Origin of the sequence: Geothrix campi (assembly GCF_024609265.1) — a bacterium.
Classification (GTDB): domain Bacteria; phylum Acidobacteriota; class Holophagae; order Holophagales; family Holophagaceae; genus Geothrix; species Geothrix campi.
This window is the reverse complement of sequence record NZ_JANHMP010000001.1, coordinates 478,263-497,233: the sequence shown is the minus strand read 5'-3', so window position 1 is coordinate 497,233 and position 18,971 is coordinate 478,263. Positions and strand designations below refer to the sequence as shown.

Below are 18,971 nucleotides of genomic sequence, written 5' to 3'. Positions count from 1 at the left end.
CATGACCGCTCCTCCCTGGCCCGTGATATGCCTGATACATGCGTGACCGCGAAATCGTCGAGCGCGTCCGGGACGCCACGGACCTGCTGGCCCTGGTGGGCCAGGCGGTGAAGCTGCGGAAGCAGGGCTCAGCCCATGTGGGCCTCTGCCCCTTCCATGCCGAGCGCAGCCCCAGCTTCCAGGTGGTGGCCAACCGGGGTTTCTACCACTGCTTCGGCTGCGGCAAGCACGGCGACGCTTTCGCCTGGCTCATGGAGCGCGAGGGCATGACCTTCCCCGAGGCCCTGGAGCAGTTGGCCCGGGCCGCGGGCATCGACCTGCCCCAGCGCCGGGAGCGCCCGGCAGCCGAACTGGACCTGGAAACCCGCCTGCGCAGTGCGCTGGAGGCGGCCCAGGCCTTCTATGAACGGCAACTGGAGCGCCACGAGGAGGCCCGTGCCTACCTGCGCCGTCGTGGCTACGAAGGGCCTTTCGTGGCAGAGGCCGGTTTTGGCGTGGCACCGGATGGTTGGGACCCCCTGGTGACCCACCTGCGCGGCCTGGACTTCTCCGGCGAGTTGCTGGAACAAGCCGGGCTGGCCAGCCGGAGTGAGCGCGGCACCCAGATCGACTTTCTCCGCAACCGCCTCACCATCCCCATCCACGACGGCCGCGGCCGCCTGGTGGCCTTTGGCGGTCGGATCATGGGCGAAGGTCAGCCGAAGTACCTCAACACTCGGGACACGGTCCTCTTTCACAAGGGCGAGACCCTCTTCGGCTTCCATCGCGCCAAGGGCGCCATGAAGGATGGAGCCCTGGTGGTGGAGGGCTACTTCGATGTGCTGCAACTCCATCAGCACGGCCTCCATCAGGCCGTGGCCCCTCTGGGCACCGCCCTCACCGAGGAACACCTGAAGCAGCTGGGGCGGTTCACCCGGCGCGTCATCCTCTGCTTCGACGGCGACGCCGCAGGCCGCCGGGCCATGGAAAAGAGCCTGCGGATGGCCCTGCCCCTGGGCTTCGAGGTGCGGTTGCTGGAGCTGCCCCAGGGCGAGGACCCCGATACCTGGTGCCTCAAGCTGGGCGGCGAGGCCTTTCGCGACCTGCTGCGGGCCGCACCGGACTGGACGGCCTTCATGATCGACCGGGCCATGGAGGGCAAGGACCTGCGGCGCATCTCCGACCGGATGGGGGCTTTCAAGGACCTCCTGGACTTCCTGCCTTACCTGCCCCGCACCACCGAAAGCCGTGATCTCTTCGCCAGCCTGGCCCACCAGCTCCAGGTCCCCCTGCAGGAACTCGATCGCGCGGTGCGGGGCCGGCAGGCTCCGGTTCCTGAATCCCAGCCACCCCTTCCAGCCGCCCCACCCCAGGACGTGGACGACTTGATCCGCAGCCTGCTGCTCCTGAGCACCGCCGGAGAGTGGCGCCGGGTCCAGGACACGCCAGCCGCCTGGTGGGAGGGCCTGGCCGGTGCCCCCCTCCTCCAGGCCCTGCTGGATGCGGAGGGCGACACGACCCGACTGCCCGAAGGGGCCCTGGCCGAGATCCGCCACATGGGTGCGCAGGCCAGCCGTCAGGACGAAGCCGGCCGGGACACAGAAGCGCTCTTCCTGAAACTCGAGGCCCGGTACGTGGACCGGGAGCTCCAGGCCAACAACCGGCTGCTGATGGACCCCAGCACCCAGGTGGATCCTGCCCTCCAGCGGCGGGTGGAGGCCCGCCAGGATGAGCTCCTGCGCCGCAAAAAGAAGCTTTCAAGCCAGCGTCGGGAGTCCCGTTGAGGGTGGCTCCGAAGATCCGGCCCTTGCCTGGGCCCGCAGATCCCCTATACTGAAAAGTTCCGGACTCGGCCCGGTACTATTGGCCGTGTTCTGTTTTCCTCTCGGCCTCCGGGTCCTCCCACCCCCATGGCCCGATGCCTGCAGCGCTCTTTGAGGTCCGAATGGTTCCGACGCCGCCACGCGATACCTACTACTCCCTGACCAAAGCCCTGATCTCCATCGGAAGGAAAAACGGATTCCTGCTGGTCGACCAGCTCAACGACTTCCTCCCCAATACCGCCTCAAGCCCCGATGACCTCGAAGTGGTCATGGGTCTGTTCGCGCGTCTGGGTGTGGGCATCGGTGCCACGGAAGAGGAGGCCCAGGCCGCCCGCGAAGCCATCGAGCCCGAATTCATCATGGTGGAAGGTGGCGGCAAGGGTGACAAGGATCTCGAGGTCGAGATCGACAGCCCCGACAGCGACAAGTTCAACGATCCGGTCCGCATGTATCTCAAGGAGATGGGCACGGTGCCCCTCCTCAAGCGCGAGGACGAGGTCGAGATCGCCAAGCGCATCGAAGTCGGCGTCCGTAGCGTTATGCGAGCCCTCTCCCGGTCTCGCCTGGCCGCCAGCCTGCTCATCGACATCGGCAAGATGCTGAAGGAGAACCCCGGCAAGATCCGCGAGGTCGTGGGCCTCTCCGATGAGGTGGACGACGACGAGGATGCCGAGAGCACCTCTGCCACCCAGCACGTGCACCACCAGTTCGAGAAGCTGCTGGTCTACGACCAGGCCCTCCAGGATCTGCTGGAAGTGAAGCTCCAGGTGGACGCCGGCACCAAGACTTTGCCCAAGAAGCGCAAGCTGGATCGCGAGATCCTCCACGCCCGGGCCCGGCTCTCACGCCAGATCCGCAAGCTGGGCCTCAACAGCCTCGCCGTCACCCGCCTGATCGACCGCATCACCCACCAGCACAGCCAGGTGATGGCGGGCGAGCGCAAATGCCGTGAGCTGCGGGATCGCCTCAAGAACCCCGCCTTCGCCAAGCTCAAGGACCGCTACAAGGACGAGCTGGCCCATATCGAGAAGACGCTGGCCGATTTCTTCGAGAAGTACGAGACCACCAGCGACTACTTCCACAAGGATTTCAACGGCCTCAAGGCCGCGGAGAGCATCAGCCGCGGCGCCAAGGCCGAGCTCATCGAAGCCAACCTGCGCCTCGTGGTCAGCATCGCCAAGCGCTACACCAACCGCGGCCTGCAGTTCCTGGACCTCATCCAGGAGGGCAACATCGGCCTCATGAAGGCGGTGGACAAGTTCGAATACAGCCGCGGCTTCAAGTTCTCCACTTACGCCACCTGGTGGATCCGGCAGGCCATCACCCGCGCCATCGCGGACCAGGCCCGCACCATCCGCATTCCCGTGCACATGATCGAGACCATCAACAAGCTCATCCGCACACAGCGCGAGCTGGTGCAGAAGCTGGGTCGCGAACCCTCCAGCGAGGAGATCGCCCACGCCATGGACATGCCCGTGGGCAAGGTCCGCAAGGTGATGAAGATCGCCCAGGAGCCCATCTCCCTCGAAACCCCCATCGGCGAGGAGGAGGATTCCCACCTGGGGGACTTCATCGAGGACAAGACCGTGGTCTCCCCCGTGGAGCAGGTCGTGCAGCAGCGCCTCAAGGAGACCGTCCGCAACGTGCTCAACACCCTCAGTGAGCGGGAGGAGCGGGTGCTCCGCATGCGCTTCGGCGTGGGCGATGACGGCTCCGAACACACGCTGGAGGAGGTCGGCAGCGAGTTCGCGGTTACCCGCGAGCGCATCCGCCAGATCGAGTCCAAGGCCCTGAGGAAAATTCGCCATCCGCGCTATTCCAAGACGCTCAAGGCGTTCTTGGGGTAAATGCACTCGCGGAGGATGCCGAGAATGCGGAGGGTCGCAGAGGAGAAAAGCCTTTTCCTTCTCTGCGACCCTCCGCTGTCTTCGCACTCTCTGCGAGTGTTTTCCGCTTTCCCTGGGTAGCCTGAGCCCGTGACTGAATCAAAAAGCCCCTTTGCTCCGCTCCGCAGCCACATGTTCCTCGCGATCTGGATCGCGGCCATGGCTTCGAACGTGGGCACCTGGGTTCAGAGTGTGGGCGAGAAATGGCTCATGGCGGAGATCACCCGATCCCCGCTGCTCATGAGCCTCATCGAGACGGGCGCCACTCTGCCCATGCTGGCGCTGTCCATGCCTGGCGGCGCCATCGCCGACATCGTGGACCGGCGGCGGATGCTCCTGGTCACCCAGACCTGGATGCTGCTGGCCGCCGCGGCCATGGCCATCCTGTCGGCCCTCCATCTCGTGACACCCGGCGTGCTGATCGGCATGTCCATGCTGCTTGGCGTGGGGGCGGCTCTGAACTCCCCGGCCTGGCAGGCCTCGGTGCCCGATCTGGTCCCCAAGGACCAGATCGCGGCCGGAGTGGTCCTCAACAGTGCCGGCTTCAACGTGAGCCGAGCCGTGGGTCCAGCTCTGGGCGGCCTCGTGGTGGGCCTGTTCGGCGCCACCTGGGCCTTCGCCCTCAATGCGGTCTCTTTTGTGGGTGTGCTCATTGTCCTGAAGGGTTGGAAGCGACGGCCCGTCACCACGGACCTGCCTGCGGAACGGTTCAGCGCGGCCATGAAGGTGGGCTTGCGGTACACCTGGCACAGCAAGGAACTGCAGGTCATTCTGCTGCGCGGCGGCAGTTTCGTCTTCTTCGGGGGGCCGATCTTTTCGCTGCTGCCCACCCTGGCGATCCATCGACTCCAGCTCGGTTCCACGGCCTTCGGCCTCCTGCTGGGGTGCATCGGAGCCGGCGCGGTGGGTGCCACGCTGGTGCTGCCCACCCTCCGACGGAAACACAATCCCAACGTCCTGATGGCTGGGGCCACGGCCACGTTCGCGGTTGGTCTGCTGGTGCTGGCCTTCGTGGCCCACACCCTGTCGGTCGGATTGGCCCTCCTAGTGTGCGGGGCCGGCTGGCTGACCGTGCTGAGCACCTGCAACACCGGTGTCCAGCTGTCCGTGCCCTCCTGGGTCCGGGCCCGGGCCCTGGGCGTCTACATCACGGTCTGGGGCGGCGCCATGGCGGGCGGAGCGGCATTCTGGGGCGTGGTGGGCGAGCGCTGGGGCATCCATGTCGCCTATGCTGCCGCGGGCCTCGGCATGCTGCTGCTGCTGGCCGCCACGGCCCGCCTGAAGATCCGGGCACTCCACCAGCCGCCGGACCTGAGTCCCCATCACCTCGAACCCCACTCGCCTGGCCCCATCCATCCCGACCAGGGCCCGATCCTCACGGTGCTCGAGTACCGGATACCCGAGGAGCGCAAAACCGCCTTCCAGGAGGCCATGCGGGAAGTCCGTCGCATCCGCATCCGGGACGGGGCCGTGCGGTGGTCGCTCTTCCAGGACCTGGTCCCCCCCGATCCAGGCCAGCTCCGGTTCGTGGAGAGTTTCCTCAGCTCCAGCTGGGGAGAGCACCTCCGCCAGCACCATCGCGCCACCGTGGAGGATCGTGCGTTCCTCCGGGAGGCTTATGCGCTCGGGGTGGAACCGCGACCGCGCATCCGCCACCTGGCGGCGGCCTGGGAGGACCAGAGCTCCATCCTGGACCGCATCCTGGAATAGGCCACCGGGACGCTAGGAGCCGCGAGCGGTTTCGGTCATGCTGATTCCATCGCTTCGGAGCCCGTGCCCGTGCTTTCCAAGGACCAGACCCTGGGGAAATACCAGATCCTGGACCGCCTCGGCTCTGGCGGTTTCGGAGCCGTGTACCTCGCCATGGACACCTGGGTCAACCGCAAGGTGGCCCTGAAAGTGCCGCACCAGCAGCAGGATGAGATCGTGGACCTGCTGAAGGAACCCCGCATCATGGCGGGCCTGAAGCACCCGAACATCGTCGAACTCATCACCGTCGAGCGGAAGAACGGGATCTTCTTCATGGTGCTGGAGTACATCGAAGGCGAGAGCCTCGATCGGCTCATCCGCCGCGAACGCACCCTGCCCCCGGCCCGATCCCTGGAGATCGGCCTGGACATCTGCAGCGCGATCGCCTTCGCCCACGGCCACCAGATCCTCCACCGGGACCTGCGTCCCGCCAACATCCTCGTGAATCGCGAGGGTGTGGCCAAGGTCACGGATTTCGGCACCTCCCGGGTGCTGGAGATGCAGCACGTCCCCTACGCGCCCACGCGCATCGGCTCACCGCCCTACATGGCCCCCGAGCATTTCCGGGGCCGGGCCGTCTTCCAGTCGGATCTCTGGTCCCTGGGCATCACCCTCTACGAAATGCTCACCGGCACCGTGCCCTTCTACGACGCGGATCCGCTCAAGATCGCCCAGGCCTTCACCAGCCAGCAGATCCTGGCACCCCACCTCCGCAATCCCATCGTTCCCAAGGCCTTCTCGGAAGTGGTCATGAAGGCCCTGGCCGTCAACCTCGGTGAGCGGTACCTGTCGGCCCAGGCCTTCCTGGAGGCTCTGCGCCGCCTCAAGGAGAGCGTGGCCCGCGAGACCCGCCCCCTCGGCACCGCCGTACTCTCCTCCAACAGCTCAGGCCCCCATCCCACCCTGCGCGCCGCCACCCAGGCCAGGCTCTGCCGCTTCTGCTACCGCCAGTTGCCTCGCATGGCCATGATCTGTCCCAGCTGCGGCGAAAAGAACTGATGATCTGGCACCCCACGAAGGACGCGGTGCAGCGACTCTGGAGCCGCCGCTGGGTGCGGCGCGTCTCCTACCTCCTGGTGGCCGGCACAGCCACCCTGACCATCGTCCCCTGGGTGGCGACGCGGCCGGCGGTGCTCCGCTGGACCGTCTCCAAGCTGGACGCCCTGGTCCGGGACGAGACCGGCCTCTCCCTGGAGGTCGGCCAGCTGGAAATTCATCCGCTCTTCGGCTCCGCCGCCCTGAAGGATGTGCGGTTGGGCGGCGATCTCCTCACGGTGCGGAAGGTGGAGGTCCAGGCGGACCTCCGTTCTCTGCTCGGCGCCACGCCCCGCATCTTCTCCATCCGGGTGGAGCACCCCCACCTCCGCCTCACGGAAGCGGGACTGTCCGCCATCCACCTGAAGGAGCACCCGCCTCGCAAGGGCCCCCTCCCCCAGGTGCGCCTGGATCTGCTCAGCATCACCGGTGGTGAGGTCGAGATCCCGGAACCCCTGCGCGGTCTGCCGCCCATGCGCTATCAGTTCGAGGTGAAGGCGACGGGGCCGCACCCCAACCAGCTGCGCGTGGACGTGGCGGGGCCCCAGCTGATGGTCAAGGGCCCGAAGGGCTGGGAGAAGGGCCGCCTGGACTTGAATGGCGAGGTTTCCGAGAAGCTCGTGGTCCTCAAGGAGGGCTACCTCCGGCTCGGTGAAAGCCAGATCCGCCTGCATGGTCGTTTCGATGCGAAGACGCCTCAGAATGCCGAGCGGCTCGAGGCCCAGCTCACGGGGGTCCTGGCCCTGGCCCAGGCTGCCCATTGGGGCGGCATGGCCCGGTCTCCCCTCACGGGCGACCTGGACCTCACCGCCTCGGTGCACGGAGCCCTGGCGAACCCCCAGTGGACCGTCAGTGCCGAGGGAGCCGGGCTCAAGCCCTCGGAGAGCGGTTTGACGCCCGGCAGCCTCGATCTTCGCGGCAGCGGCAACCTGGAGGGATTCCAACTGAGCCACCTCCGGTGGCATTCCTCCCAGGGGGATCTTTCCCTGGAGGGGGGGTGGTCCCGCAAGACGCCGGCCAAGGGCACCTTGTCAGGCCAGGCCCTGGATCTCGAAGCCCTGGGCAGGATCCTCCGGCTATCGGAACTCCAAGGTCTCCGGGGTGATCTGCGGGCCGACTTGGAAGGTCCCAAGGATCCCGCGGCCCTCGGCCGGCCGGACCGCTGGCAGGGGACCCTCCAACTCGGGCTGACCCAGCATGGCCTCGATGCTGGCAACCTGCGCGCCACGCTCCGGAACGGCCGGGCCACCCTGGATCAGCTCCGCCTGAACCTGGAGGCTCTCAAGGCCGAAGGCACGGGATGGGCCGACCTGGGCCCCCGGGGGCTGCTGCGTCTGGAGGCCGAAGGAAAGGCGGAGGTAGGCGCGGGCCAGGTGTCCGACGCCCTCCGGGCCTGGAAGGTGGTGGATCTCGATATGGATGGGCAGGCCCAAGCCCAGGCCAAGGTCCGGTGGGGCCAGGGTCCTGGTTTGGAACTGGATGGCTCAGTCGAGGTGACCCATCCCCGCTGGCACGGCGCCCTGGCCGACGACCTCCAGGCGAAGGTCCAGATCCAGGGCACCGAACTGCGGGTCACGGATATCGGCCTGAAGAAGGAGGAAGGTCGCGGCGGCGGCGACCTCTGGCTCACCTGGGGGCGCACGGCTCCAGGCCAGAAGCAGATGGACATGTGTTTCACCGCCTTCCGCTTGCCCGTGGCCGAGGGACTCAAGGCCGCCGACCTCGGAGACCTGCCCATCTCAGGCACTGGCGGGGGGTGGGTGCGCCTTCTGGGGCCCTTCGACCACATCGCCCTGAACGGTGCAGCTCAAGTCGAGTCTGGCGAAGTTTACGGCATCAAAGTTCCAGCAGCTTCCTCAGATTTCACCCTGGACCTGGATACCCTCCGTATGCGGCTCGACGATGTCCGGATCGGCGAACGGCTGGATCTGCTGGGCGGTCCCGAGGCCGAACCCGACGGGGCCCTGGCCCTGAAGGGGAAGGCCGACATGGACTTCCAGCGCTGGACCTGGCGGGTGGACCTCGCCGGCCATCTGGATTCCCAGCTCCTGGCCCTGCCCGGTCCCCGCATCCAGTCCCAGTTGGACGTTCGGCTGCTGGGGCCCATCACCAGCCCCTTCGGAGCCCTGGACCTGCCTGAGGGCCAGGCCACTCTGAGCCGGGGCCGCGTCTTTTTCGAAGGTCGCAGCGTGGAGGGCCTCGAAGCCTTCGTGAAACGGGAGCGGGGCCAGATGGAGGCCCGCCTGGGGATCGAAGGCATGGCCCACCCCCTCGTGGAGGCCCAGGTCCGGCAGGATGGCTCGGAGTTGGCAGGGCGCATGTCCCTGGCCATATCTCCGGACAGCGCGCCCACGGACGTCCTCGCCCGGAGTCTCACGGAGGACCTGCTGGAGGACCTGACCCTGGAGGCCGTCGCCCAGGGTCGGTGGAATGGCCGGACGCTGGACTGGACCGGCACATTGAACCGATTGGCCGCTCAGTTCAGTGCCTTCGAGTTGCATCAGGTGACGCCCTCCGCCCTCCGGGGCGATGCCGCCGGGGCGGAAGTGGATATCGCCCTGGAGGGCGGCGCCCGGAACGTGACGGATGCCGCACTGGCCCAGGCGGCGGGGCTGCGGCTATCTGGCAAGCTGCCCTTCTCGGCCTCTGCCCCCCTGGCCCTCCGGCTGCAGGGCACCGCCAACCTGGCCCACCTCAAGTCCATCTTCGACCGTGTGATGGAGGTGGATGAATACAACCTGCTTTCGGAAGTCAGGGTCCAGGGGACGAGCACCTTCAACCTCCTTGCCCACGGAACCTATGGCGACCCCCTGCTGGATGGCACCCTCTCCCTGGAGAAGGGCCAGCTGAACCTGCGGGGCTATCAGGGTGTGGAGGACCTCCAGGCCGAGGTGATGTTCAAGGACCGCGCCATCTCCATCCCGGTGGACAAGCCGCTGAGGGGCACCCTCGCTCATGGCGATCTGGTGGTATCCGGCGGCATCACCTGGCGGCTGGGCGGTCTGGACACCTACTCGCTGAAAGCCTCCTTGGCCAACTTCCAGCTGCGCGACGTGCCGGAGGGCCTCGATCTCCAGGGCACCTTGCGCGCCACCCTGGAGGGCAATGAGGAAGCCGGCCTGCTCAAGGGCCGGCTCCGCGCCGACCGGTTGAACTACCAGACCGAGGTGAAACTGGCGGACCTGATCCTCCGCAGCGCCCTCAGCGACAGCGGCGGACTGGTGGGTCTGGATCTGGACGATCCCCTGGAGCGCATCCGGCTGGATCTGGACCTCGACCTCCGCAGCCCCTGGAGCTTCGACACCAACCTCCTCAAGCTCGAGGGCCGCACCGAAGGGCCGTTCCAGGTACTGGGCACTCTGGCCCACCCCGCCCTCAAGGGCACCCTGATCTTCCAGCCCGGCGGCCGCGTCACCAACATCTTCCCGGCGGGCGACATGGTGGTGACCCAAGGTTCGCTCCGCTTCTCCGAATCCCGCGGCCTGGACCCGAACATCAACCTCCAGGGCAGTGTCAGCTCCATCCCGGGCTACACGGTGAACCTGGACATCCGGGGCACCCTGAGCAACCTGACCATCGTGCCCAGCTCCACACCGAGCCTGCGCCAGGATGAGATCGTGGCCATTCTCATCAACCCGGGCAACGTGACCAACGTCGGCACCGCGGGCGCTTCCTCCGGCGTCACCCAGGGCGCCATCACCTCGGGCATCGCCAGCGCCGGCTCCGGCCTCATCTCCACGCTGGCCTTCGCACCCTTCCAGGAGCAGCTGCGGCGGACCCTGGGCCTGGACCGCGTGAACGTGGCGGTGCGCACCACCAGCGTGGGCACCACGGAAACGGAGGTCACCTTCGGCAAGAGCCTCAGCCTGTTCGGGCAACGCAGCGCCTTCGTGGTATCGCACCGGAAGAGCGGCGAACTGAGCATCACCTCCGGTCAGGTGGAATGGCGCTTCGGCGGCTTCATCCTCCAGCTGGGCGCCAGCAAGGGCGGCGGGACCGGGCTCAACCCGTCGGGGGAGATCCGGCATTCCTGGAGCCCCAAATAGGGGAAGGCTGGAGGCGGAGGGCGAGAGGCGCTAGCGTGGAAGCGGAGGCTGCATGATCAAGGTGAAGTGCTTCGCCCGCTATCGCCCCCTGCTGGGCTTCAGCGATCTCGCCATGCCCGCGGTCCCCACCCTGGGGGACCTGCTGGCGGACCCACGCTTCGCCGCGCTGCCCAAGGACGCCCTGCTGGCCGTGAACCAGAGCTTCGCCGAGCGGAGCACTCCCCTGGCCGACGGGGACGAGGTGGCCCTCATGCCGCCGGTATCGGGCGGCTGAGCACCTTCCGGAACCGCGCCTAGCCCTCGCGCCGGATCTCCAACACCTCGCCGCCGCTCAGACGCAGCAATTCCTGGAAACCCGGCTCCTGCCGCAGACGGTCCTCCGGGCGATCGGTCTGGGCTCCCGCCGGTCCCTCATCGAAATGGAGCTCCAGTCGCTTCAGGCCGGGGAGCACCGCGGCCAGGGCGGCCAGCACGTGGGGATTGGCCTGCTCCCGTTCCAGGTCCTGGAGGGTCTGCCGCACGTTGCCTGGAAAGCGGAACCGCAGGACCGGCGGTTCCCAGCGCAGGTCCGTGGCCATCTGGGGGGCGGTGCCGAGGGTGCGCAACCCGGGTACGGCCCGGAGCGCTTCGCTGCACGCCATGCGCAGCTGGGGCGGAGGGGGCGGTCCCGCTGGCAGGGACGCCTGGGCGCGGGTTTGGGCAGGGGCTGGGGCCTGCGGGGCGGCCGGCGTGGGCCTGCGGGGCCCCTCAGGCGCCGGCGCGGCCTGGGGACCCTTGGAAGGGACCGGTGGCGGCCCGGCCGCCGGGCTCGATCCCCGGCCCGGGGCGCCCGACACGAGGGCATCCAGGGGTGCCAGGTGCGGCAGTTGGGCCGCGGTCACCAGGGCCAGCTCCACCACCACCCGGGGCAGGCTGCTGTCGCGCAGGTCCCGCTCCCGGCTCAAGAGCAGCTGGAGCATGCGGGCCCAGCGCAACAGGTCCTGCGGGCCACGGGCGGCCCGGGCCTCCTGCTCCAGCCGGTCACGGAAGGCCAGCACCAGCTCGCGCCAGAAGGTGGCCCAGTCCGCGCCCTGCTCGTTCAATTCGCGGCAGGCCTCCACCAGGGCGGCCGTGTCGCCGATGGCCAGGGCGGACATCACACCCTGCACCAGGTGGGCGCTGACGATGCCCAGCTGCTCGCGGACGGCCTCTTCCAGCACCTTGCCATCCCCGGCGGCGATGACCCGGTCGAGGATGGTGAGCGCGTCGCGCATGGAGCCCTGCCCCGCCTCGGCCACCAGCCGCAGGCTGCCGCTCTCGGCCTCGACCCCCTCCTGCTCGCAGACGTGCTTGAGGCGGCCTTCGATCAGGCCCACGGGGATCAGGCGGAAGGGGAAGATCTGGACGCGGCTCTTGATGGTGTCCGGCACATCCTGGAGCTCGGTGGTCGCCAGCACGAAGATGGCGTGGGGCGGCGGCTCCTCGATGACCTTCAGCAGCGCGTTGAAGGCCTCGGTGCTGAGCATGTGCACTTCGTCGATGATGTAGACCCGGTAGCGGCAGAAGGCGGGGCGGGTCTGCACCTGTTCCCGCAGGGCCCGCGCGTCGGCCACGGAGGCCCGGCTGGCGGCGTCGATCTCGACGATGTCCAGGTTCTGGTCCGGCTGCTCCGCGGCCCGGCAGGGGTCGCAGACGCCACAGGGGGTGGCCGTGGGGCCCTCCACGCAATTCAGGGCCCGGGCCAGGATGCGGGCCGTGCTGGTCTTGCCTGTGCCCCGGACGCCGGCGAAGAGGTAGGCCTGATGGATGCGTCCGCTCTCCTTCGCCCGCCTGAGGGCATTGGCGAGGGCCTTCACGCTCCCCTCCTGCCCCACCAAGTCGGAGAGCAGGCGCGGACGGTACTTGAGGGCGAGGGTCGTCATGGGAAGTCCAGTCTCCCACAAGCTCCAGGGGACCGTCAGGGGCTATAAGCGCGCCTGATGACCCCATACGGCGTTTCAAAGGTACAGGCAGGTCGATTCTCGATAGGATGGCTTGATCCCGAAAGGAAAAGACGATGCTTGAGGGATCGGGTTCTGAGCACAGCGCTTGCGGGGTCGGCTTCATAGCGAGTCGGACTGGTGTGGCCAGCCGGGACATCCTGGAGGACGCCCTCCACGCGCTCAAATGCGTCGAGCACAGGGGCGGCTGCGCGGCGGACCAGATCAGCAGCGACGGCGCCGGCGTCATGGCCGACATCCCCTTCGAGATGCTCGGCTACCGGTCGGGCGATATCGCCGTGGCCAGCCTCTTCATGCCCCAGGATCCCGATCGCCTGCGCCGCTCCCTGGAGATCTTCGAGACCACCTTCGCCTTCTTCGACCTGAACGTACTGGCCTACCGCGAGCTTCCCGTGGATCCTGCCGTGCTGGGCGAGGAGGCGCGACGCTCCCTGCCCACCATGCGTCAGGCCATCCTGCGGCGGCCCGTCCAGTGCCGGACGGATGCCTCCTTCGACAAGCTGCTGTACTCGGCCAAGCAGGTGCTGCGCACCAAGTTGGTCGAAGAGGGCATCCAGAACGAGTTCTTCTTCGCCTCCCTGTCGGCGCGCACGGTCGTCTACAAAGCCCTCACCCGCGCCGCCGATCTCGACCGCTTCTACCTGGATCTGCGTGATCCGCGGTTCAGCACGCGGTTCGCCATGATCCACCGGCGCTTCAGCACCAACACCCGCACCTCCTGGGACAAGGCCCAGCCCTTCCGGCTCATCGCGCACAACGGTGAGATCAACACCATCGCCGGCAACCGGTCCCGGGCCATCTCGCGGGAGATGTCCATCGGGCTCAAGGCCGACCAGCTGGTGACCCACGGCTCCATCAGCGATTCCGGCAGCCTGAACGAGATCGCGGAGGCCCTGCACTACCGCAGCAGCATTCCCCACATGGAGGACATCCTGGCGATCATGATGCCCCCGGCCGAGGGGCAGAACGCCTTCTATACCTTCTGGAGCCGCGCCATGGAGCCCTGGGATGGGCCCGCCTTCCTGGTGTATTCCGACGGCAGCAGCGTCGGGGCCCGGCTGGATCGCAATGGCTTCCGTCCGGCCCGGTGGGCCATGACGGACGAGCGCTTCTACCTGGCGTCCGAAGCCGGCTCCTTCCCGCTGGACGAGGCCGCGGTGCGTCGCAAGGGCATCCTTTACGCGGGCACGGGCGTCACCCTGGATCTGGGTACGGGCCGGGTCCATTTCCGCGATCCGGGCCGCTCCCGGGAGCATCGGGATGCCACCTTCGATGCCCGGACCCGGCCCATCGGCACCCTCCCCGGGGCCGAATCCACCGGGCCGGTGAGCGTGTTCAAGAAGACGCTCTTCACCTGCTCCCGCGAGGAGCTGGAGAAGATCCTGTACCCCATGGCCGCCACCGGCAAGGAGGCCATCGGTTCCATGGGCGACACCGCCCGGCCCAACGTCTTCTCCTCCGAGCCCCGCCCCTTCTTCGACTACTTCTACCAGCACTTCGCCCAGGTCACGAACCCGCCCCTGGACTACCTCCGCGAAGGCAACATCACGGACCTGCGGGTATTCCTCGGCCGGGCGCCGAACATCTTCTTTCCCAAGGACCTGCTGCCCCTGAACGAGGCGCTGGAGCTGCCCCGCCCCATCCTGGACCTGGGCCAGATGCGCTTCCTCGAGCGGATGCAGAGCCTGCGCCCGTCTGAATCCCACATCATCCCCCGCACCTTCCCGATGGTCTTCCGGCGGGACGATGGCGTGACCGGGTTCCATGCCGCCATCGAGCAGCTGGCCTCCGACGTGCGGGAAGCGGTCGAGCAGGGCACCAGCGTCATCATCCTCAGCGACCGGGAGGCCAGCGTGGAGCGGCCGCCCATCCCCGGCCTCATCGCCCTGCGCGCCGTGGTGCACACCCTCAACGAATCGGGGCTGCGCCTGAACGCCGCCATCGTTATGCACACCGGGGAGGCCCGCACCTCCCATCACCTGGCCGCCCTCATCAGCTTCGGCGCCTCGGCGGTCTGTCCCTACCTGGCCCTGGAGATCGCCCGCCAGGACGAACATCCCAGCTTCGGAAGCCTGACGCCCGATCAGCGCGAGAAGAATTTCGTCAGCGCGCTGGAATCGGGCCTCCTCAAGATCATGGCCAAGTGCGGCATCTCGGTGGTGCAGAGCTACATGAGCGCCAAGCTCTTCACGGCCGTGGGCCTCGGACCCGAGCTGATGGAGACCTTCTTCCCGGGCCATGCCAGCCCCCTGGGCGGCATCGGCTATGAGGAACTGGCCGGCGACGTGCTGCGCAAGACCGGCCTCGCGTCCCAGGCGGGCTTCATGGACCGCCTGCTGCACACGCATCAGTTCCGGGAATCGCCACGGACGGGCGAAGGGGAGCACCACGGGCTCACCTCCGCGCGGGCCAGGCTGCTCCACCGCCTGGTGGAGTTGGACCCCCATACACCCGAGGCCCAGAGCCTGTACCAGGAGTACCTTGCCTCACTGAAGGTGGACGAACCAATCAACCCACGGCACCTGCTGGCGTTCCGGACAGCCGCGACGCCGCTGCCCCTGGATCGTGTGGAAGCCGGGACGGCCATCCTGAGCCGCTTCGGCGCCGGCGCCATGTCCTTCGGGGCCGTGAGTGCGGAGAGCCAGCGCGATCTGATCCTGGCCATGGAGGGCGTGGGCGGCCGCAGCAACAGCGGCGAGGGCGGCGAGAATCCCTTCTACTGGACGGACGGGATCACCGCCTCCACCAAGCAGGTGGCCTCCGCGCGCTTCGGCGTGACGGCCGAGTACCTGATCTCGGGCGAGGAGATCCAGATCAAGGTGGCCCAGGGCGCCAAGCCCGGCGAAGGCGGCCAGCTCATGCGCGTGAAGGTGGATGCCACCATCGCGAAAGCCCGGTTCTCGCTACCGGACGTGGACCTTATCTCGCCCCCGCCTCTGCACGACATCTACAGCATCGAGGATCTCAAGGAGCTCATCCACGAGCTGCGGCAGGTGCATCCCGGCGTGAAGATCAGCGTAAAGCTGGTCTCCGGCACGGGCATCGGCACCATCGCCGTGGGCGTGGCCAAGGCCGGGGCGGACATCATCTACATCGCCGGCGGCGATGGCGGCACCGGCGCCGCCACGCTGGGATCCATGAAACATGCGGGCCTGCCCTGGGAGTTCGGCCTCATCGACGCCCACCAGGCCCTGCGCGAGAACCAGCTCCGCGGCCAGGTGGAACTGCGCGTGGATGGCGGCCTCCTCACGGGCAAGGACCTTGTGACCGCGGCCATCCTGGGCGCCGAGGGCTTCGAGTTCGGCAAGCTTCTCCTGGTGGCCGAGGGCTGCATGATGGCGAGGATCTGCGAGAAGAACACCTGCCCGGCGGGCATCGCCACCCACGACCCGAAATTCAAGGCCCGCTACTCGGGAAGCCCCGAGGCCGTCCAGCGCATGCTCGTCCACCTATCCGAGGATGTGCGCCGCCACCTCGCCTCCCTGGGCGTGGCCTCCCTCTCGGACTTGCAGGATCGGGTGGATCTGCTCCAGGTGGCGCCGGATCACGCGGTCTTCGTACGGGAGCGCAAGCTGGACCTGGCGAGCTTCCTCGACCCGCGCCCCCAGGGGGCCGGAGCGAACCCCGTGCCCTTCAACCAGGAGGGCGTCGCCCCCCTGAACCAGCAGATCCTGGCAGACGCCGAGCCGTTCCTGGCGGAGGGCGGCACGCACCATCGGGCCTACGCCATCACCACTGGCGACCGGGGGATCCTGGCCACCCTGTCCGGGGCCATCGCCCGCCGGGTGCGCGAGCGCCGCCTGAGGAACGAGGACCCAGCTGTGCGCGGCACCCTGCGTCTCGACTTCACCGGCAGTGCGGGCCAGGGCTTCGGCGCCTTCCTCACCGAAGGGCTCGACGTGCGCCTCCTGGGTGAGGCCAATGACTCCGTCTGCAAATCCATGTCCGGCGGACGGACCGTCCTCGTGCCGTACCCCGAGGCTTCCTACACCCCCGAGACGAACGCCATCCTCGGGAACGGAGCCCTCTACGGCGCCACGGGCGGAACCCTGCTGGTCCTCGGCCTGGCCGGGGACCGCTTCGCCGTCCGCAACAGCGGCGCCTCGGCCGTGGTCGAGGGTGCGGGCCACCACGCCTGCGAGTACATGACTCGTGGGACCGTGGCCATCCTCGGCCCCGTGCTCACCAACGCCGGCGCGGGCATGACCGGCGGCTGCCTCTTCCTCCGCCGGGAACGCGGGGACCAGGTGAACCGCGACTACCTGGCCACCATCCCCTGGCGGGCCGAGGAGGAGTCCCAGTTCCGCAGCCTCCTTGAAGCCCACGCCACCGAAACCGGAAGCCGCACCGCCCAGGCTCTGCTTGAAGACTGGTCCGCGACCCTCGCCGCCTTCGCACCCTTCGTACCTGTGGCGGTCGCCCGGCGGCTGACTCAGGCAGGTTGATCCACCGAGCCTTCTTCTATCCAACCCGGTCGAACAGGCCGGGTTGGCGGATGGGGGGTGGTGGAAGCGGCGCGGGTTTCGCCTGGCGTTCCCGTACCCGGCGACGCACGGGAAAGGCCTCCCGGAAGGCCTGGCGGATGCCTTCGGCATAGACAGGGTCCAGCACCTTCAGCCAGCCGTGATCTGCCAGCACCTTGTAGAAGGGATCCTGCTTCAGGAGGCGCAGGCCGCCCACCCAGGCCCCTGAGGCGCCGCTGGCCTTGGCCCGCCGGGCGAAGGCCTGGGCATCATGCACCGCCATCAGTGGCGTCACGGCCACCGTCACCCCGATGCCAGCCGCCGCCAGTCGCTCCACCGCGGCCCAGCGGCTGGGGATGGCCGGGGCGTGGGGTTCCACGGTCTGGCGCACGGTGTCGTCGTCCGTGGGAATCGAAAGGCCCACCGTCAGCCGGTCCCCGAAGGCCCGCAGCAGGTCGAGATCCTGGAGCACCATCGGTGATCTCGTATGGACGATCACTTCAGTGGTGGGGCAGAGCAGCAGCACTTCCAGGCAGCGCCGGCTCAGGCGGTACTGCCGCTCCAGGGGCTGGTAGGGATCCGTGGCCGAGGCCATGAAGACCCGCTCCCCGTGGAGCCGGTGCCGCTGGGACCAGAGCAGCTCCGGCGCGTTCAGCTTGGGGGTCACCCAGTTGCCCCAGTCTTCAGGCCGGTGCAGCGCATTGGGGTACTCGCGGACGTAGCAGTAGCGGCATCCATGGCTGCAGCCGCGGTAGGGGCTGAGGGCGAAGCCGAACCCATAGCGCTCATCCTTCTGGGGCCGCAGGATGGACCGCGCCTCCTCGGGCTCCACAAGAAGGCCCTGGAAGAGGGGTGGAGGAGGATCCGAAGGCAGTGGCAGGGGCGTCATGCCTTCAGTTTTCGCCTTTTATTCGCCAAGTCAAGGGGCCGGAGGCTTGGCAATCACATTAATGCGGCCATTGGTCTCCAGGATGGCCACCCGGACATCCGCCACATCGGACACGCCGGCCTGCCGCACCGCCGCCATCAGTTCATGGCGCGTGATCCGCTCCGAGGCCAACATGGCCTCGTCCAGCTGACCGTTGTGCACCAGGATCTGGGGGCGTCCATCCAGCAGGATCTCGGCCCGCTTGCTGCGCCAGGTGAGCCAGGACATGAAGCCGTTCACCGCCAGCAGAGTGGCCACGAGGATGAAGCCCGCGCCCACGGTGTTGTCGCCGGCGTTCATGCTGTTCTGCACAGCGTTGCTCAGCACCAGGAGCAGCACGAAATCAAAGGGTGACAACTGCCCCACCTGCCGTTTCCCCGTGAGGCGCAGTGTCACCAGCAGGAAGCCGTACACCAGAAGCGCCCGGAGGATGAACTCCCACCAGGGCTGGGCGAGTTTCCACATGGAGACGCCCACAGGCAGAGTGCCGTCGAGCAAGGCGGCGATGGACATGGCCCCTCCGGGCAAAGAATGGGAGCGCCGCCTCGCGAGGCACCGCTCCCACTGAAAACTGGAAATGGAAGGCTGGAGACTGCGCGCCTCTATTCGAACTCGACCGTGAACGCGGCCGTGCCGAGTTCCGCGCCATCCGCGGCCAGGACCTTCACGGTCCAGCTGCCCTCGTCGCCCTTGCGGAAGGTGCGGTAAGCGTTGGTGCGATAGGGGGAGCGGGGGACCTTCAGTTCCTGCTTCGAGGTGCGCTCGCCCTTGCTGAACACCACCGTGACCGTGCTGTCGGCGGCGCCTGCGACCTTCGTCCAGGCGTAGATCTTCGTGCCGGCGGCCACTTTGAACGAGGTGGACTCGCCCTGGATTTCCATCTTCTCCACACCGGTGCCGACCTTGACCTCGGCGCTGGCCTTGGCTTCGGCTTCAGCCTTCACCGCGGGCTTGGGCTCGGCCTTGGGCGCCGGAGCCTGCGCCATGAGCGCGGCGGCGGCGAGGAAAGGTAGGAACAGGCTGGTGCGCATGGCGGGCTCCTGAAAAGGTGGCCCCATTCTGCACTCGCCGTGGGCAAATGTC

Annotated in this window: 11 protein-coding genes; 7 read left to right on the top strand and 4 right to left on the bottom strand. The window is 67.9% G+C overall.

The window, feature by feature from the left end; translation table 11 throughout:
• The first annotated feature begins 38 nt into the window (after nt 1–38).
• The 6 genes from dnaG to NOV65_RS02345 all read left to right on the top strand — a co-directional run bounded on the left by dnaG (nt 39) and on the right by NOV65_RS02345 (nt 10,792).
• On the top strand, nt 39–1,763 hold the full coding sequence (dnaG, locus tag NOV65_RS02375; RefSeq protein WP_257303926.1) for a DNA primase: 1,725 nt from the start codon (nt 39–41) through the stop codon (nt 1,761–1,763).
• A 161-nt stretch (nt 1,764–1,924) separates the two neighbouring features.
• Nucleotides 1,925–3,649: an RNA polymerase sigma factor RpoD gene (gene rpoD / locus NOV65_RS15365; protein ID WP_306671918.1), complete on the top strand. Its 1,725-nt coding sequence runs from the start codon at nt 1,925–1,927 to the stop codon at nt 3,647–3,649.
• Nucleotides 3,650–3,778: 129 nt separating this feature from the next.
• The gene (locus tag NOV65_RS02360; protein WP_257303924.1) at nt 3,779–5,398 is read left to right on the top strand and encodes an MFS transporter; all 1,620 of its coding nucleotides are present in this window, start codon (nt 3,779–3,781) and stop codon (nt 5,396–5,398) included.
• 63 nt (nt 5,399–5,461) lie between these two features.
• Complete coding sequence (locus NOV65_RS02355; RefSeq protein WP_257303922.1) at nt 5,462–6,436, top strand: serine/threonine protein kinase; 975 nt, start codon at nt 5,462–5,464, stop codon at nt 6,434–6,436.
• Entirely contained in the window at nt 6,436–10,518 is a 4,083-nt protein-coding gene (locus tag NOV65_RS02350) for a translocation/assembly module TamB domain-containing protein (protein WP_257303920.1), read from the top strand. Before NOV65_RS02355 ends, NOV65_RS02350 begins: the two co-directional genes overlap by 1 nt.
• Nucleotides 10,519–10,570: 52 nt before the next feature.
• Nucleotides 10,571–10,792, top strand: coding sequence for a MoaD/ThiS family protein (locus NOV65_RS02345; RefSeq protein WP_257303918.1), 222 nt, complete (start codon nt 10,571–10,573; stop codon nt 10,790–10,792).
• 19 nt (nt 10,793–10,811) lie between these two features.
• Here NOV65_RS02345 and dnaX read toward each other — a convergent pair whose 3' ends face one another.
• On the bottom strand, nt 10,812–12,419 hold the full coding sequence (dnaX, locus tag NOV65_RS02340; RefSeq protein WP_257303916.1) for a DNA polymerase III subunit gamma/tau: 1,608 nt from the start codon (nt 12,417–12,419) through the stop codon (nt 10,812–10,814).
• A 134-nt stretch (nt 12,420–12,553) separates the two neighbouring features.
• Between dnaX and gltB the strand changes: the two genes are divergently transcribed.
• A complete protein-coding gene (gene gltB, locus NOV65_RS02335) occupies nt 12,554–16,942 on the top strand; it encodes a glutamate synthase large subunit (RefSeq protein ID WP_257303914.1) in 4,389 nt (1,462 codons plus the stop codon).
• A 16-nt stretch (nt 16,943–16,958) separates the two neighbouring features.
• Here the strand turns inward: gltB and NOV65_RS02330 are convergent, their stop codons facing one another.
• The 3 genes from NOV65_RS02330 to NOV65_RS02320 form a co-directional block, all read right to left on the bottom strand.
• Complete coding sequence (locus NOV65_RS02330) at nt 16,959–17,849, bottom strand: SPL family radical SAM protein (RefSeq protein WP_257303912.1); 891 nt, start codon at nt 17,847–17,849, stop codon at nt 16,959–16,961.
• Nucleotides 17,850–17,879: 30 nt separating this feature from the next.
• The gene (locus tag NOV65_RS02325) at nt 17,880–18,353 is read right to left on the bottom strand and encodes a DUF421 domain-containing protein (RefSeq protein ID WP_425250833.1); all 474 of its coding nucleotides are present in this window, start codon (nt 18,351–18,353) and stop codon (nt 17,880–17,882) included.
• A gap of 137 nt (nt 18,354–18,490) precedes the next feature.
• Nucleotides 18,491–18,919, bottom strand: coding sequence for a DUF2914 domain-containing protein (locus tag NOV65_RS02320; RefSeq protein WP_257303909.1), 429 nt, complete (start codon nt 18,917–18,919; stop codon nt 18,491–18,493).
• Nucleotides 18,920–18,971: the final 52 nt, after the last annotated feature.